The organism is Cupriavidus sp. SS-3 (genome assembly GCF_035818815.1).
GTDB classification, from domain to species: Bacteria; Pseudomonadota; Gammaproteobacteria; order Burkholderiales; family Burkholderiaceae; genus Cupriavidus; species Cupriavidus taiwanensis_C.
The window spans coordinates 189,554-204,778 of record NZ_JAYLVT010000007.1; the positions used below are offsets into that span (position 1 = coordinate 189,554).

Annotated in this window: 14 protein-coding genes; 6 read left to right on the top strand and 8 right to left on the bottom strand. The window is 69.1% G+C overall.

Annotation, left to right across the window (positions count from 1 at the left end; translation table 11 throughout):
- Positions 1–37 precede the first annotated feature (37 nt).
- From U9J39_RS13475 to U9J39_RS13485, 3 genes are read right to left on the bottom strand one after another with little or no spacing between them, the layout of a single operon-like run.
- On the bottom strand, positions 38–673 hold the full coding sequence (locus U9J39_RS13475) for a uracil-DNA glycosylase family protein (protein WP_326347276.1): 636 nt from the start codon (positions 671–673) through the stop codon (positions 38–40).
- Positions 674–725: 52 nt separating this feature from the next.
- A complete protein-coding gene (locus tag U9J39_RS13480) occupies positions 726–1,427 on the bottom strand; it encodes a hypothetical protein (protein ID WP_326347277.1) in 702 nt (233 codons plus the stop codon).
- A gap of 2 nt (positions 1,428–1,429) precedes the next feature.
- Positions 1,430–2,107, bottom strand: a complete 678-nt coding sequence (locus tag U9J39_RS13485; RefSeq protein WP_116314598.1) for a hypothetical protein — start codon at positions 2,105–2,107, stop codon at positions 1,430–1,432.
- Positions 2,108–2,503: 396 nt separating this feature from the next.
- Here U9J39_RS13485 and U9J39_RS13490 point away from each other — a divergent pair, with 396 nt between their 5' ends.
- On the top strand, positions 2,504–4,021 hold the full coding sequence (locus tag U9J39_RS13490) for a PQQ-dependent sugar dehydrogenase (RefSeq protein WP_326347278.1): 1,518 nt from the start codon (positions 2,504–2,506) through the stop codon (positions 4,019–4,021).
- 27 nt (positions 4,022–4,048) lie between these two features.
- On the opposite strand, the gene U9J39_RS13495 is transcribed toward U9J39_RS13490, so the two are convergent.
- Complete coding sequence (locus U9J39_RS13495) at positions 4,049–5,059, bottom strand: tripartite tricarboxylate transporter substrate binding protein (RefSeq protein WP_326347279.1); 1,011 nt, start codon at positions 5,057–5,059, stop codon at positions 4,049–4,051.
- Between the two features lie 25 nt (positions 5,060–5,084).
- Complete coding sequence (locus U9J39_RS13500; protein ID WP_116314596.1) at positions 5,085–6,266, bottom strand: M20 aminoacylase family protein; 1,182 nt, start codon at positions 6,264–6,266, stop codon at positions 5,085–5,087.
- A gap of 161 nt (positions 6,267–6,427) precedes the next feature.
- Between U9J39_RS13500 and U9J39_RS13505 the strand changes: the two genes are divergently transcribed.
- The 3 genes from U9J39_RS13505 (at position 6,428) to U9J39_RS13515 (ending at position 9,021) form a co-directional block, all read left to right on the top strand.
- Complete coding sequence (locus U9J39_RS13505; protein WP_115712989.1) at positions 6,428–7,336, top strand: LysR family transcriptional regulator; 909 nt, start codon at positions 6,428–6,430, stop codon at positions 7,334–7,336.
- Positions 7,337–7,471: 135 nt separating this feature from the next.
- Positions 7,472–8,044: an AraC family transcriptional regulator gene (locus tag U9J39_RS13510; protein WP_326347280.1), complete on the top strand. Its 573-nt coding sequence runs from the start codon at positions 7,472–7,474 to the stop codon at positions 8,042–8,044.
- 74 nt (positions 8,045–8,118) lie between these two features.
- Positions 8,119–9,021, top strand: coding sequence for a LysR family transcriptional regulator (locus U9J39_RS13515; protein ID WP_326347281.1), 903 nt, complete (start codon positions 8,119–8,121; stop codon positions 9,019–9,021).
- A 25-nt stretch (positions 9,022–9,046) separates the two neighbouring features.
- Here U9J39_RS13515 and U9J39_RS13520 read toward each other — a convergent pair whose 3' ends face one another.
- The 3 genes from U9J39_RS13520 to U9J39_RS13530 all read right to left on the bottom strand — a co-directional run bounded on the left by U9J39_RS13520 (position 9,047) and on the right by U9J39_RS13530 (position 13,211).
- Positions 9,047–10,579, bottom strand: a complete 1,533-nt coding sequence (locus tag U9J39_RS13520; protein ID WP_326347282.1) for a class I adenylate-forming enzyme family protein — start codon at positions 10,577–10,579, stop codon at positions 9,047–9,049.
- Positions 10,580–10,657: 78 nt separating this feature from the next.
- A complete protein-coding gene (locus U9J39_RS13525) occupies positions 10,658–11,866 on the bottom strand; it encodes an acetyl-CoA C-acetyltransferase (RefSeq protein ID WP_115712991.1) in 1,209 nt (402 codons plus the stop codon).
- A 40-nt stretch (positions 11,867–11,906) separates the two neighbouring features.
- Entirely contained in the window at positions 11,907–13,211 is a 1,305-nt protein-coding gene (locus U9J39_RS13530) for an acetyl-CoA hydrolase/transferase family protein (protein ID WP_116314594.1), read from the bottom strand.
- Between the two features lie 326 nt (positions 13,212–13,537).
- On the opposite strand from U9J39_RS13530, the gene U9J39_RS13535 reads away from it, so the two are divergent.
- Positions 13,538–14,704 (top strand): acyl-CoA dehydrogenase family protein, encoded by a 1,167-nt coding sequence (locus U9J39_RS13535; protein ID WP_092310014.1) that lies wholly within the window; start codon positions 13,538–13,540, stop codon positions 14,702–14,704.
- A 172-nt stretch (positions 14,705–14,876) separates the two neighbouring features.
- Positions 14,877–15,221 carry a hypothetical protein gene (locus U9J39_RS13540; protein WP_240070881.1) on the top strand — a complete coding sequence of 115 codons (345 nt, stop codon included), beginning with the start codon at positions 14,877–14,879 and terminating at the stop codon, positions 15,219–15,221.
- Positions 15,222–15,225: the final 4 nt, after the last annotated feature.

A 15,225-nucleotide genomic window follows, 5' to 3' on the forward strand; every position in this document is an offset into this window, starting at 1 on the left:
CTCGACAGGCTACGGCGCGGCAGGTATCGCGTGCTGCCTAGCCTGGCGGCATATCGCCAGGCCGCAGCAGCAGCCTGACGCGCTCCCGCAGCATCGGCAGCACCTCCGCCTCGAACCACGGATGCTGCTTGAACCACGGCTGGTTGCGCGGCGACGGGTGCGGCAGCGGTATGAAGGCCGGCGCGTAGTCCTGCCATGCCCGGACGGTTTCGGTCAGCGTGGGCTTGCGGCGCGCCCCGAGGAAATGCCGTTGCGCGTACTGGCCGACCAGCAGGGTCAGGGCGATAGACGGCAATTGTGCCAGCAGGCGGTCCATCCACAAGGGCGCGCATTCGGGGCGCGGCGGGTTGTCGCCGCCCTTGCCACGGCCCGGATAGCACAAGCCCATCGGGATGATGGCGAATTGCGAGGCGTCGCAGAAGGTGGCGTCGTCGACCCCGAGCCACTGCCGCAGCCGCTCGCCGCTGGCGTCGTTCCATGGAATGCCGGTCTCGTGCACGCGCGTTCCCGGCGCCTGGCCGACGATCAGGATGCGCGCGCCGGCGCCGGCGCGCACCACCGGGCGCGGGCCGAGCGGCAAGTGCTGCGCGCAGGCGCGGCAGGCGCGGACCTCGGCCAGCAGGGCCTCGAGCGCGGCGGGTTGGTGAAGCTGGGTGTTGCGCTTCAGGTCCATTCCCGCACCCCGGAAAAACCGTCCCCGGTTTCGCGCATCGCCCCGGGCCGCGTCAGAAGCTCAGCGCGACCGAGACCACGGCGATCTGGTCGTGCGCGGCCGGGTTGAACCAGTAGACCGCACCGGAGACATGCTTGCCTTTCACTTGCGCAAACACGCCGCGCTGCAGATTGCGGCCATTGTCGGGCACACGCGTGCGCTGGGCTGCCAGGCCAAGCCGCAGCCAGTCCCGGGGGCGCCAGGCTAGCTCGCTCCATGCGTAGGCGTACCCGGACGGTTCGGCGTCCGGCACGTATTCGAACTCGATATAGGCATCGGCATAGCGGCCGGTCAGGGTGGCCTCGAACCCGCCCACGACGCTGTGCGTGCTGCCGGTGACCACGCCGAGGATCGGCGTGAAATCCAGCCGCAACGCATCGCCCCAGCCAAGGTTGTAGCCGACGAAGAACGAGTACGCATCCATGCCTTCGTAGTTGCTGCGTGCCTCCAGGTGCAAGACGCCGCGCTTGGCGATGGCGATGCCCGTGACATAGGCTTCGCTGCCGCGCGGCAGGTTGAGGTAAGCCGAGATCCCGCCGCTCCACGCCGGCGCCTCCGCGCTCGCGGGCGTGCCGCTGTCTTCGGCGGCATGCAAGGGCAGCGGCGCGATGGCCGCGGCCAGCACCAGACCGCGTGCGGCCAGTCGCGGAGCCAGTTGCGCGGCCCGCGTGGGCGGCCGTGCCGCCGGACGTGCAGCCCTGCCTCCGGCCTGCATGGTCAGCCTCCGAGAGCGATGATGGCCATGGTCAGTGCAACCCCGACCAGCGTCATCGCCGCACCGGCGATCCATCCGCCGAAGCCGGCATGCCGCCCAAGTGCGATGCCGGCGCCGAACAGCATCAGGATGGTCAGCACGCGCGATACCAGCAGCGCCGTGGAGACGTCAGTGAACACGATAAACGGCAGCGCCACCGGGAACGTCGCCAGCACCACCAGCAGGAAGATCCCGACCGCTGCCAGCAAATCCTGCGCGCTCAGCGCCGGGCGCGCGGGCAGGTCGGCGGTGCGGGCGAGGCGGCCTCGCAGTGCTTCCAGCTCGGCATCGTCGACCAGCGTGCGCAAGGCCGGCGAAAGCGCATCACGCAGGCGCGCGATGGCGTCGCCCGGGTCGCCGGCATTGCGAACCGCCTTGACCAGGGACAGCCTGCGTCCGCGCTCGGTCAGCGTGCGCACCAGGTACATCACGGCGTCGGCCAGCCCCCAGGCCAGGTTGCAGCCCAGCGCCGTGAAGAACATCGTGCGCGGGGCATCCGCCGGCGCGCCGACGGCCGACACCGCGCCCACGAAGGTCAGCGCCATGAACAGGCCGAAGCACGTCTCGCATACGCGGTCGACGGTATCGAGCAGTCGCGGCCGTGCTTCGGCCGCGTGGGGGTCTAGGGAAGTAGTCAGCACTGGCTTGCACCCGGCAGCAACTGCCCATGGCGAAGGTCTGCGACGAAGCCCTCGCACCCGTGCCGGGGGCGACAGCATCGGGCCTGCGGCGCCCGGGCGGGCAGTATTCCGGGGGCGCGACCAGACGGCGAAGGCGGCGCCGCCGGCACTCGCCAACCGCCGCCGCATTTACTGTAGGCAAAGATTCACACCGATGATAGCGGCGCTGGTGCGGGAAGCTACGCCTGTACGGAATGCGCGCGTTCAAGCGCATCTGCAGTGGTTGGCCGATGCCGCGCGCATGACATACTTTACAAGGGCAAGGCGCCCCTGCCGCCGGACACGCCGGCGCAAGTGCGCGGCCGCGCAGCGGCTGCTGCATGCAGGCGGTGCCCCGGCCGTCACAGGAGCCACGCCATGCCCGACGCACTACGCCACGCGCTTCGCCGATTCGCCATCGCCTGCTGCCTGGGCCTTGCAGCCTGCGGAGGTGGTGGCGGGGGCGACAGCGCCGGTGCGGGCGACGCTGGCGGTACAGGCGGTACAGGTGGGGGAGGTGGCGGTGGTGGCGGTGGTGGCGGCGCCGGCGGCAACGGCTCGCTGACGCTGGCCATCTCGGGCCTGCCGTCCGGGACCCCCGCGGCCATCACGGTAGTGGGGCCGGGCCAGTTCCGCCAAGCCGTGGCCCAGTCGACCACGCTGTCCAACCTCGCGCCCGGCAGTTACACCGTCACCGCAGACAGCGTGCTGACGGGCAGTGCGCTGCGCAAGCCGCAGCTGCCGTCGCAGGTGGTCGCAGTGGCCGCTGGCACGGGTGTGACCGCCAGCGTGGCCTACGGTGCGCCGGAATCGATGCAGTTGTCGCTGGCGCAGGTGCCCGGCGAGTACTCGGCGCCGATCTTCCTGACCGCGCCCGCCGGCGATTTGCGCCTGTTCGTGGTGGAACGCGCCGGCCGTATCCGTGTCGTGCGCGACGGCGCGCTGCTGGCCACGCCGTTTCTCGATATTGCCGCGCTGACCACTACCGATGGCGAGCGCGGGCTGCTGTCGATGGCGTTCGATCCTGACTATGCGGCCAACGGCCGCTTCTACGTCTATTACACCGACACCGCTGGCGCCATCACCATCGCCCGCTACCATGTCTCGGCCGCCAACCCGGACCTTGCCGACGCCGCCGGCACGGTGCTGCTGGCGATCCCGCACGGCACCTTCTCCAACCATAACGGCGGCCAGCTCGCGTTCGGCCCCGACCGCATGCTCTATATCGGCACGGGCGACGGCGGCGGTGGCGGCGATCCGGCGGGCAACGCGCAGAACGCGGCGACGCTGCTCGGCAAGATGCTGCGCATCGATGTCAGCGGCGCGGCGGGCTACGGCGTGCCTGCCGGCAACCCGCTGCTGGGCCAGTCCGGCAGCCGCGGCGAGATCTGGGCGCTCGGGCTGCGCAACCCGTGGCGGTTCTCGTTCGACGCCGGGTCGCTGTATATCGCCGATGTCGGCCAGAACCTCCTCGAGGAAGTCGACGTCGCGCCGTCCACCAGCGCGGGCCTGAACTACGGCTGGAACCGGACTGAAGGCAGCGTGTGCGTGGGCGCCGCCACTTGCGACAAGAGCGGACTGACCATGCCCGTGTTCGAGTACGGCCACGACGACGGCGGCTGTGCCATCGTCGGCGGCTACGTGTACCGCGGCAGCGCCAGCCCGGCGCTGCGGGGGCGCTACTTCTATTCCGATCTGTGCACCGGCAAGCTGCAGAGCTTCGTGTACCGCGATGGCGCCGCGACCGAACCGGTCGACTGGAATGTCACGGTGCCGGGCAGCGTGTTCTCGTTCGGCGTGGATGGCGCGCAGGCGCTCTATGTGATGGCCGATCCGGGCACGTCCGCAAACAGCGGGCGGGTCTACCGGATCGATGCCTCGGACGGCACGCCTTGATGCCTTGCCGCCGCAACTCGCCGCGCCTCAGGCCGCGTTGGTCTTGCGGCCGACGCCCTGGATCAGCTTGTTGACGCGGGCCAGGTACTGTTCGAACATCCGGTTCGCCTGCTCCTGGCTGTCGATTGGCTGCAGCACGGTGCGGCCCTCGGCTTCAAGCTTGACGCGGATCTCCGGCTTGGCCAGCGCTTCGCCGATGGCCTTGCGCAGCACCGCCACGCGGTCCGCCGGCGTGCCTTGCCTGACGAAATAGCCGCCGCCGATGGTGTATTCGAAATCCGGCACCAGCTTGCTCTGCGAAATCAGCGGGACCGACTTGAGCGCCGGTGGCAAGGCGCGCGAGAAGCTGGTCAGTATCTTCAGCCGGCCCTGCTGCTGCATGCTGTCGAAGCTGGACTGGTAGGGCAGGATGGCAAAGTCGACTTCGCCGCCGGCAAGGCCCTGCAGCGCCGGCGCGCCGCCCTTGTAGGGCACGTGCAGGAACGGCACGCCCAGCCGCGCGGCCAGCGCATCGCCCATCAGGTGATAGATCGAGTCGATGCCGACGCTGGCGTAGGTCAGCGACTTGCCCTTGCCCTGCCGCGCGAACTCGATGAACTTGTCCAGGCTGTCCACGGCGATGCCGTTGCGCACCATCAGCACGATATTGGCGTCGCTGATCGGCGCGGCCAGCACGAAGTCCTGCGGCTTGTAACGCGCCGCGGGGTTCAGCAGCGGCGCCAGGAACACCTCGTTGATCGAGCCATGGAAGAAGGTGTAGCCGTCGGCCGGCGCGGCCAGCACCTTGTTGGCGCCGATCAGTCCGGTGCCGCCGCCGTAGTTCTCCACCACCACCTGCTGGCGCACGCTCTTGCTGATCGATTCGCCGAAGATGCGCGCCGACGCATCGCTGGCGCCGCCGGCGGGGTAGGGCACCACCAGCGAGAGGGCCTTGGCGGGAAAGGCATCGGCCGCAAACGCCGGCAGGCCGGACAGTACGGAAGCTCCGGCAGCAAGGCCGGCGTGTTGCAGGAAGCGGCGGCGGTTCAGGGTAGCCATGGGGGTTGTCTCCTCAGATTCTTGTTCAGGCCAGATAGCTTTGCGCCAGGTGCGCCCAGAATGCGGCGCCGACCGGCAGGGCCCTGTCGTTGAAGTCGTACAGCGGGTTGTGCACCATGCAGCCGCCGTCTTCGCCCAGGCCGTTGCCCAGCCGGATATAGGCGCCGGGGCGATGCTCGAGCATGTAGGCGAAGTCTTCGCTGCCCATCACCGGCGGGCGCTCCACCACGTTGTCCGCGCCCACCAGCCGGATCGCCGCCTGGCGCGCGAATTCGGTCTGCGCGGCGTGGTTGACCAGCACCGGATACTTGCGCTCGTAGACCACCTCGGCCTGCAGGCGGAAGCTCTGCGCCTGCGCCGTGACGAAGGCCTGGATGCGCTCTTCGACCAGCGTGCGCACGCGCGGGTCCAGCGTGCGCACGCCGATCTTGATGGTGGCGGTGTCGGGGACCACGTTGTAGGTGCTGCCGGCCTGCAGCGCGCCCACCGTGATGACCGCCGACTTGAGCGCGTCGATCTCGCGGCTGACGATGGATTGCAGCCCCAGCACCATGCTGGCCGCGCCCTGCATCACGTCGATGCCATGGTGCGGCATGGCGCCGTGGGCACCGCGCCCGCGCAGCGTGACCGTGGCGCGGTCGAACGAGGCCATGGCGGGGCCGGCGATCACGCCGATCTGTCCCACCGGCATCCCCGGCGAGTTGTGCAGCGCGTAGACCTCGTCGCACGGGAAGCGCTCGAATAGCCCGTCCTCCAGCATGCGCAGCGCGCCGCCTTCGTTTTCTTCGGCCGGCTGGAAGATCAGGTTCAGCGTGCCGTTGAAGTCGGCGCACTCGGCCAGGTAGCGCGCGGCGCACAGCAGGATCGCGGTGTGGCCGTCATGGCCGCACGCATGCATCTTGCCCGCGATGGTGCTGGCATAGTCCAGTCCGGTCCGTTCCTGGATCGGCAGCGCGTCCATGTCGGCGCGGATCCCCAGCGCCTTGCTGCCGTGGCCCTTGCGCAGCGTGCCCACCACGCCGGTGGTGCCCAGGCCGCGATGCACCGTGTAGCCCCATGCCGCCAGCTGTTCGGCGACGAGGTTGCTGGTCTGGCGCTCTTCGAAGGCCAGTTCGGGATGCGCGTGGATCCTGCGCCGGATGGCAACGAATTCCGGCGCGAGGGTCTCGATCGATGACTGCAGGTCGGCGGGCAGGGCGAGGGTCATGGGACATCGGGATGGTGGTGGTTCATCGCATTCTCACCGCAGGGGCCCGCCGAAACCATGACAACGGTAGCGACAAATCGTTGTATAAAATGCAACGATAAGAAATCGCGCGGCGCGGCCAGGAACGACAACGTTGCGCCGGCGCCGGAGGAGGCCGAGACATGGAAGACGTGCTGGACCGCAAGCGGGCGCTGTGCCTGCTGCAGATCATCGAGACCGGCTCGGTGCGCGGCGCCGCCGAAGTGCTGGAGCTGGACCCCTCGGTGGTCAGCCGCGCCGTGGCCAAGCTGGAGCAGGACACCGGCCTGGCGCTGCTGGAGCGGCGCGGGCGCGGCGTGGTCGCCACCGACGCGGGACGGCTGCTGGCGCTGTTCGCGCGGCGCCAGCAGGACCTGAACGACACCTTCCTGGCCGAGGTGAACAACCTGAAGAACGCCCAGCGCGGCCATGTCGAACTGTCCTTCGGCGAAGGCTTTGTCGACCTGGTGCTGGAACCGGTGCTGCAGGGCTTCCTGCGCAAGCACCCCGACGTCACCTGCAGCATCCAGGTGGCGGGCACGGACGAGACCGTGCGGCTGCTGCTGGAAGACCTGGCCCATATCGGCTTCGTGTTCCAGCCGCCCGACGATGCGCGGCTGCACTCGCACTATTCGCGGCTGTCGCCGATCCGCGCGCACGTGCACAAGGACCATCCGCTGGCGCGGCGCCGCCGCGCGCTGACGCTGGCAGACCTGGCGCAGCACCAGGGCGCGTTCCTGGCCGGTTCGTTCGGCGTGCGCAAGCATGTGCAGGCAGCGGAGCTGGACGAGCACATCACGCTCAAGCCGATGCTGGTCACCAACTCATTCAAGGTGCTGTGGGAATACGCCGCGATGGGGCTGGGCTATATCCTGACGGCGCGCTCGGTGCCGCTGAAGGAGCCGCAACTGCGGCAGCTGGTATCGCTGCCGCTGGCCAATCCCATCCTGAACAACAGCCGCATCCACATCCTGACGCGCGCCGGCCGGCATTTGTCGCCGGTGGCGGACGGTTTGCTGCGGCACCTGGTGAAGGCGTTTCCGGCCGCCTGACACGGCGCGGCATGCGGCGGCGGCGAACGGAGTGTTCGGGAATGGCAGAGGCGCGCGCGCCGGATTGCGGCGATCATGCAGCTTGATCCTGTCCGCCATTCGCGCTCCGCCATGCATGTCCATCTGCAGTCTTCCATGCACGCCAGCCTGCAACAGTTGCTGCTGGCCTTTCCGCTGTCGGTCGGCGCCGAGCGCGGCAGGGTGGTGGTCCGGCGGCGCGGCTACGAACGGGTGCTGCTGGCCGGCCAGCAGGCCACCCTCGAGCCGTTCGAGGCGTTTGCGCTGCGCCTGGATGGCAGCAGTGCCCAGCCGGCCGCATGCACGCTGGAGCTGCTGGGGCTGACCCCGGCGCAACCCTCCGAATGCCTGCATCACCGCATTGCCAAGCGGGTGTTCCTGCAGCCGCAGTACGCCTGGAACGCAGCCTTTATCGCGGAACGGCTCGGCATGTCGGCGGCGCAGTTGCGCCGCGCGCTGTTCGCGCAGGGGACCGCGCTGACCGACCTGTGCCGCACGCAACGGCTGATGCGGCTGCTGTTCGACGTCATGGCGGGCGAAGCGGGCCTTGCCGAGGCCAGGCGCCGGGTCGGCTGGCCGGCCGGCGGTGACCTGGACAGCGCATTCTATGATCGCTTCGGCGTCTCGCTGGAAGCGGCGCGAAGGCTGGCCGGCTGGCGCGCCATGCCGCGGCAGCGCTCGGTCGCGTGAATCGCGGCGCGGCTCAGGGGTGTTCCATGACGCGGTTTGCGCGATAATCCGTCGTTACGCCCGGGAAGGATGTCATGCGCTTTGATCTGGTCGACCTGAAACTGTTCACGCATATCGCGGAGGCCCAGAGCCTGACCGGCGGCGCGCAGCGCTCGCACCTGTCGCTGGCCGCGGCCAGCACGCGCATCAAGAACCTGGAGGAACACGTCGGCGTCAAGCTGCTGAGCCGCAGCAGCCAGGGCGTGAAGGTGACCGGTGCGGGCGAGACCTTGCTGGCCCATGCGCGCCGCGTGCTGCGCCAGCTGGAGCAGCTCAGCGGCGACCTGCAGGAATACGCGGCGGGCGTCAAAGGCCATGTGCGCGTGTTCGCCAATACCACCGCCATGAGCGAGTTCCTGCCGGCCGTGCTGCGCAGCTACCTGGTCAGCCATCCGGACGTGACCATCGACATGCACGAACGGCTCAGCCCGGACATCGTGCGGGCGGTGCAAGAGGGCATCGTCGATATCGGCATCATCGCCGGCAATGTGCGTACCGATGGGCTGGAAGTCATGCCATACCGGCGCGACCGGCTGGTGCTGGCCACCGCGCTGAGCCATCCGCTGGCCGAGCGCGGCCGCTTGGATTTCCTCGATACGCTCGACTACGACTTCATCGGCCTGCCCGAGGACAGCGCCATCCACAACTTTCTGAAGCGGGCCGCGGCGGACCTGCAGCGCAACCTGCGCTGGCGCGTGCAGGTCAGCAATTTCGAGACCGCGTGCCGCATGGTCGAGGCCAATGTCGGCCTGGCCGTGCTGCCCGAGACCACCGCGCGCCGCCATGCCAGGGCCATGGCGCTGCGCATCGTCCAGCTCGACGACGAGTGGGCCGAGCGCCAGCTGCAGATCTGCGTGGCCGACCTCGACGCCTTGCCGCTGTTCGCGCGCAAGCTGGTGGACCTGCTGGTGGAAGACGGGCAGGGACGCCAGGACTGAAGCAGCACCGCGGCACGCCTGCGTGCTACGCCTGGCCCGCGAGCGTCTGCCGCAACTGGTGCTTGAGCAGCTTGCCGCTGGCAGTGGTCGGCATCGCCGCCACGCGCACGATGCGCTCGGGGCGCTTGTAGGGCGACAGGCGCCCGACCAGGTAGTCATGCAACGCCGGCGCGTCGAAGCGCTCGCCCTCGCGGATCTCGACGAAGGCGACCACTTCCTCGTTGCCGTCCGCGGCGGGCTGGCCGATCACGGCCGACACCCGCACCGACGGATGCGTGTTGAGCACCGATTCGACTTCGATCGGGTAGACGGTGAAGCCCGAACGGATGATCAGGTCCTTGGTGCGTCCGACGATAAACAAGGCACCGTCGGCATCCAGGCGGCCGATATCGCCGGTGTTGAGCCAGCCGCCGGGGCGCAGCGCTGCGGCGGTCAGTTCGGGCGCGCGGTAGTAGCCGCGCATCACGCCCGGCCCGCGGATCCACAGTTCGCCGGGCTGCCCCGGCGGCACCGGCTTGCCGTCAGCGCCGACCACCAGCAGGTCCGCCCCCGCGACGATCTCGCCCGCGGCGCAATCGGTGCGCGGCCGGTCCAGGCGCGTCACGAACATCGATCCCGCGTACTCCGTCATGCCGTAGCCGTGGTGCAGCGGCTGGCCGAATGCCGCCTCGACATCGCGCTTGAGGGTAGGGTCGAGCGGGCCGCCGCCGGTGTAGAGATAGCGCAGTCGCGGCGAGGGCTGCAATGGCACACCGGTGGCCCGCACGTGGGCCAGGATGCGGCTGAACATGGCCGGCACGCCCTGCAGCAGCGTGATCGCGCCATCGCGGATCGCCGCGGCCAGGTCCGCGGCGTTGAAGCGCGCGCACAGGTACAGGCTGGCGCCGGCGTGCAAGGTCGATACCAGCAACGTGCCCAGCCCGAACACATGCGACATCGGCATCACCGCGTAGGCGCAGTCGTCCGGCTGCATGCGGCGCGAGGCCACGGTTACGTCGGCAAAGTGCAGCAGGCCGCGGTGCGTGACCATCACCCCTTTGGGCTGTCCGGTGGTGCCCGAGGTGTAGATCAGCGCGGCCACCTCGCGCGCCAGCGCTTCGGGTTCGCGCGTGGCGGTCTCGTCGACGGCGCCGGCCATCAGCGGGCCCAGGCCGGCCGGGGCAATTTCGCGGGCGCGATAGCGCACGCCGTGACGCAGCGCATCCGGCGAGGCCGCGTGGGTGAACAGCATCAGCCGCGGGTGGCAGTGGGCGCGGATCACCTCGATCTCGCGCTCGGACAGGCGCGCGTTGACGACCACCGGCCATGCGCCCAGCTCCGCCAGTGCGAACACCAGCGTGACCACCGCCAGGCAGTTCTCGGCCACCACCAGCACCCGGTCGCCGGTGCCGACACCCTGCGACTGCAGGTAGCGCTGCGCGTCGCCGATGCCTGCCCACAGCTGCGCATAGGTGGTGCTTCGGTCTTCCTCGAACACGGCGACATGGCCGGGCGTGTGCGCGGCCCAGTGGCGCGGGATGTCGCTGATGCGGGTGAGGGGGGCTCGGTCCGGTGGCATGATTCAGGCGTCCTGGTGCGGGGCAAAGCATGCGGCGGGCGTGCGGCAAGCACAGGGCCCCACGCCGCCGCTGCGGCATCAATAGCGTTCAAAGACCGCGGCAATGCCCTGGCCGCCGCCGATGCACATGGTTTCCAGGCCGTAGCGGCCGCCGCGGCGCTGCAGTTCGTGCAGCAGCGTGGCCAGGATGCGCACGCCGGTGGCGCCGATCGGATGGCCCAGCGAGATGCCCGAACCGTTGACGTTGAGCTTCTGCTCGATCGCGTCCTGGTCCTGCCAGTCCCAGCCCTTGAGCACGGCCAGCACCTGGCAGGCAAAGGCCTCGTTCAGCTCGACCAGGTCCATCTGGTCCAGCGTCAGGTTCAGGCGCGCCAGCAGCTTCTTCACCGCCGGCACCGGGCCGATGCCCATGTGCGACGGCTCGCAGCCGGCAGCCGCCCAGCCCACCAGCGAGGCCATCGGGGTCAGGCCGAGTTCGGCGAGCTTGTCCTCGGCGACGATCAGGCAGGCGGCCGACGCATCGTTCTGCTGGCTTGCGTTGCCCGCGGTGACCGTGCCGTTCGGCATCAGCACGCGCAGCTTGGCCAGGCTTTCGGCCGTGGTCTGCGGGCGGAAGCCCTCATCGCGCGTAAATGCGACCGGCTCGCCCTTGCGCTGCGGCACCTGCACCGGGACGATCTCGGCGTCGAAGCGCCCGGCATCCCAGGCGGCCGCGGCGCGCTGGTGGCTGCGCACGGCGAAGGCATCGGCGGCTTCGCGGCTGATGCCGTAGTCGCGCGCGAGGTTCTCGGCGGTTTCGATCATGCCCGAGATCTTGCCGAAGCGCTCCACCGGCTGCGAGCGCTCGCGGCCACGGTCGAGCCGGTCGAAGAAGCGCACGTTGCCGGAGCGCGCGCCCCAGCGCATATCGGTGGTGTAGTACTCGATATTGCTCATGCTTTCGACGCCGCCGGCGATCACCACGTCGGCCGCGCCGCTCTGCACCATCATCGCCGCGGTAACGATGGCCTGCAGGCCGCCGCCGCAGCGGCGATCCAGCTGCATGCCCGGCACCTCAACCGGCAGGCCGGCCTGCAGCGCGGCCCAGCGGCCCACGCACGGCACTTCGCTGTTGGCATACGACTGGGCAAAGACGACGTCGTCGATGCGCGCCGGGTCGATGCCGCTGCGTTCCACCACCGCGCGCACGGCGGTCGCGGCCAGTTCCTCGACCGGCACCGGGCGCAGGCTGCCGCCAAAGGTGCCGACGGGGGTGCGAAGGGGGGTGACGATTGCAGCTCTGCGCATGGAAGTCTCCTTGGTATTCGGTATCGGGTGAATCATCAAATTAGTCGGTGTGCGTCGTCCCCGGAAGGGCGACGAAGGCCGCGCCGCACTGGCGCAGCAGCGCATGGGCCTGGCGCTCCAGGTCGGCGCGGTGTTCGGGGGCAGCGATGTCCAGCATGCGGCGCACGCGCTGCGACAGGGGCTGGCCGCGCAGGTCGGCCACGCCATGCTCGGTGACGATCAGGCCGGCGTCGGCACGCGGCGTGCTGACCGGGCCGGACAATTGCGCGACGATACGGCTCGCACCTTTGGCGGTGGCCGGCAGCGCCACGATCGGCAGGCCGCCGCGGCTGCGCGCGGCGCCGCGCAGGAAATCCACCGCGCCGCCGACGGCGCCGACATAGACGCCGGCGGCAACTTCCGCATTGACCTGTCCGGTCAGGTCGACCTCGATCGCCGAATTGATCGCGGTCAGCTTGTCCACGCTGGCGAGCACTTCGGGATGGTGGGTGTAGGCGGTTTCGCGCAGCTGCAGCTGCGGATTGCGATGGGCCCAGCGCCGCAACCGCTCGCTGCCCATCAGGATGCCGCCAATGCCGATGCCCGTATCGATGCGCTTGCGTGCGTTGGTCAGCACGCCGGCCTCGGCCAGCGCGGCAATGCCGTCGCCGACCGCGCCGCTGTGCAGCCCCAGGTCGCGGCGGTCATGCAGCGCGGCAACCACTGCTTCAGGAAGGTTGCCGATGCCCATCTGCAGGGTCGCGCCATCCTCCACCCAGCCGGCGATATGGCCGGCAATGGCCTGTTCGGCGGGGCCGGCAGCGCTGCGCTCCAGGCTGATGGGCGGGTACAGCGCCTCGACCTGCAGGTCGATCTGGTCAGCGGTAAGATAACGGCTGCCGTGGGTCCACGGCACCTCCGGGTTCACTTCGGCAATGATCACGCGGGCGCGGTCGAGCGCGGCGGGAAGGTACTCGTGCACCAGGCCCAGGCTGTGACGCCCCTGTTCGTCGGCGGGCGAGACCTGCGCCAGCACCACATCCGCGCGCAGCGTGCCGTGCCGGATCAGCCCCGGCAGGTGCGAATAATGGCTCGGCACGATGTCGAGCACGCCCGCGCTGGCCAGCCGGCGGTGCGGCCCGCTGGCGGCATAGCCGAAGAAATCGATGACATCGGCTTGCTCCGGCTGCAGCGTGTCCGACTGGCCGATGCCGACGAAGACGCTGAAGCGCCCGCCGCGCGCGATGGCATGGCGATGCGCCACCAGCGCGCGCGTCAGCGTCAGCGGCTCGGCGGTGGCTTGTCCCCACCAGAGGTGGTCGCCGGGGCGGATCAGGGTTTGCAGTCGGGAAGCCAGGTCGTGCATGTCCACGGGGAATACGTTGGGTCGGCACACGGCCGGAAGTCAGCCGGCCCGCGCCGGGATAGCCCGAAGCATGTCGCCAATGTCGCGTTTGCGCTATTCGACAATGCCAATGGCCGGCTTCGGCGATGGCGAAAATGCCGGCCGGGCGCTGGCTGCCCCGGGACTTAAGCCGCGTGGAAGGAGCGCTTTCGGAAAGGCTGATTGTCCCGCCGGCCGAACGCCGCGACCATGGCGGCTATCACGCGGCGTCGGCCATCCGCCACGCCGGCGCATAGATCGCCACGTACCCGACCGCCACAGACACAGACCCACCGCAAGGCAGCGCCATGATCGAACAGACCCTATCGAATAATTTCCACGAAATCCGCGATGCCATCCGTGCGCTGTGCGCCGAGTTTCCCGACGAGTATTTCCGCAAGGTCGATGAACAGCGCGCCTATCCCGAGGCCTTCGTCAATGCGCTGACCGCGGCGGGCTGGCTGGCAGCGCTGATTCCGCAGGAATACGGCGGCTCCGGCCTGGGCCTGACCGAAGCCTCGGTCATCATGGAAGAGATCAACCGTTGCGGCGGCAATTCCGGTGCCTGCCATGGCCAGATGTACAACATGGGCACGCTGCTGCGGCACGGCTCAACCGCGCAGAAGGAAAAGTACCTGCCCAAGATCGCCTCCGGCGAATGGCGCCTGCAGTCGATGGGCGTGACCGAGCCCACCACCGGCACCGACACCACCAAGATCAAGACTTCGGCGGTGAAGAAGGACGGCCGCTACGTCGTCAACGGCCAGAAGGTATGGATCAGCCGCGTGCAGCACAGCGATTTCATGATCCTGCTGGCGCGCACCACGCCGCTGGCCGAGGTCAGGAAGAAGAGCGAGGGCATGTCGATCTTCATGGTGGACCTGCACGAGGCGCAGAAGAAGGGCCTGACGGTGCGCCCCATCCCCAACATGGTCAACCACGAGACCAACGAACTGTTCTTCGAGGACCTGGAGATTCCCGAGGAAAACCTGATCGGCGAGGAGGGCAAGGGCTTCAAGTACATCCTCGATGGCCTGAATGCCGAGCGCACGCTGATCGCCGCCGAGTGCATCGGCGACGGCTACTGGTTCATGGATCGGGTGACGAAGTACGTGAAGGAGCGCGAAGTCTTCGGCCGCCCCATCGGCCAGAACCAGGGCGTGCAGTTCCCGATCGCCGAGTCGTTCATCGAACTCGAGGCGGCCAACCTGATGCGCTGGAAAGCGTGCGAGCTGTTCGACAAGCACGAGTCCATGGGCGCCCAGGCCAACATGGCCAAGTACCTGGCCGCCAAGGCCAGTTGGGAGGCCGGCAACGCCTGCCTGCAGTTCCACGGCGGCTTCGGCTTTGCCTGCGAATACGATGTCGAGCGCAAGTTCCGCGAGACGCGCCTGTACCAGGTGGCGCCGATCTCGACCAACCTGATCTACTCCTTCGTCGCCGAACACGTGCTGGGCCTGCCGCGCTCGTTCTGAGCGGCAGTGCATCAGGGCCGGCCGGCTTGCCTTCGCGCCTGTCCGGTGCGAACGGCGTCCCGGCCTACCTTGCTCATGCCGGCAATCCGTTTCGGGCGACGCTTACGGCATTCGGCGCCCCGGTCTCACTCGGTTGCCGGCAGCTCGGGTAGAATCCCGCCCTATGTCGCGCATGATTGCCTTGCTCCTGATGCTGATCCTGCCGCTGCAGGCGTTGGCCGCAGCGCAGCGGCAGCTCGCGCACGCGGCCGGCTTCCCGCCGGACCACATGGCCGCGCACGCCGAGCACGTTCCGCATCACCATGATGAGGATGGCGAAATCGCCTTCGACGATTCCGCGGCTTCCGCGTCGCACCAGCTCGACTTCGACTACGGCACCCACTTCCAGGCGCCATTGCCAGCCGGCATGGTGCCGCCGCTGACGCTGCAGACGCAGCGCGAGCCGTCGTTCCTCGGCAGTCGCATCCCCGACCCGGGCTCCAGTCCCCCGTTACGCCCCCCTCACGCGCCCGCCTGACGGC

Bases quoted from the DNA above. Each gene is read 5' to 3' on its own strand.
- U9J39_RS13530 (WP_116314594.1), bottom strand. From the start codon at position 13,211: ATGCACGACCTGGCTTCCCGACTGCAAACCCTGATCCGCCCCGGCGAC.
- U9J39_RS13535 (WP_092310014.1), top strand. From the start codon at position 13,538: ATGATCGAACAGACCCTATCGAATAATTTCCACGAAATCCGCGATGCC.
- U9J39_RS13520 (WP_326347282.1), bottom strand. From the start codon at position 10,579: ATGCCACCGGACCGAGCCCCCCTCACCCGCATCAGCGACATCCCGCGC.
- U9J39_RS13540 (WP_240070881.1), top strand. From the start codon at position 14,877: ATGATTGCCTTGCTCCTGATGCTGATCCTGCCGCTGCAGGCGTTGGCC.
- U9J39_RS13480 (WP_326347277.1), bottom strand. From the start codon at position 1,427: ATGCAGGCCGGAGGCAGGGCTGCACGTCCGGCGGCACGGCCGCCCACG.
- U9J39_RS13525 (WP_115712991.1), bottom strand. From the start codon at position 11,866: ATGCGCAGAGCTGCAATCGTCACCCCCCTTCGCACCCCCGTCGGCACC.
- U9J39_RS13490 (WP_326347278.1), top strand. From the start codon at position 2,504: ATGCCCGACGCACTACGCCACGCGCTTCGCCGATTCGCCATCGCCTGC.
- U9J39_RS13510 (WP_326347280.1), top strand. From the start codon at position 7,472: ATGCACGCCAGCCTGCAACAGTTGCTGCTGGCCTTTCCGCTGTCGGTC.
- U9J39_RS13495 (WP_326347279.1), bottom strand. From the start codon at position 5,059: ATGGCTACCCTGAACCGCCGCCGCTTCCTGCAACACGCCGGCCTTGCT.
- U9J39_RS13505 (WP_115712989.1), top strand. From the start codon at position 6,428: ATGGAAGACGTGCTGGACCGCAAGCGGGCGCTGTGCCTGCTGCAGATC.
- U9J39_RS13500 (WP_116314596.1), bottom strand. From the start codon at position 6,266: ATGACCCTCGCCCTGCCCGCCGACCTGCAGTCATCGATCGAGACCCTC.
- U9J39_RS13515 (WP_326347281.1), top strand. From the start codon at position 8,119: ATGCGCTTTGATCTGGTCGACCTGAAACTGTTCACGCATATCGCGGAG.
- U9J39_RS13475 (WP_326347276.1), bottom strand. From the start codon at position 673: ATGGACCTGAAGCGCAACACCCAGCTTCACCAACCCGCCGCGCTCGAG.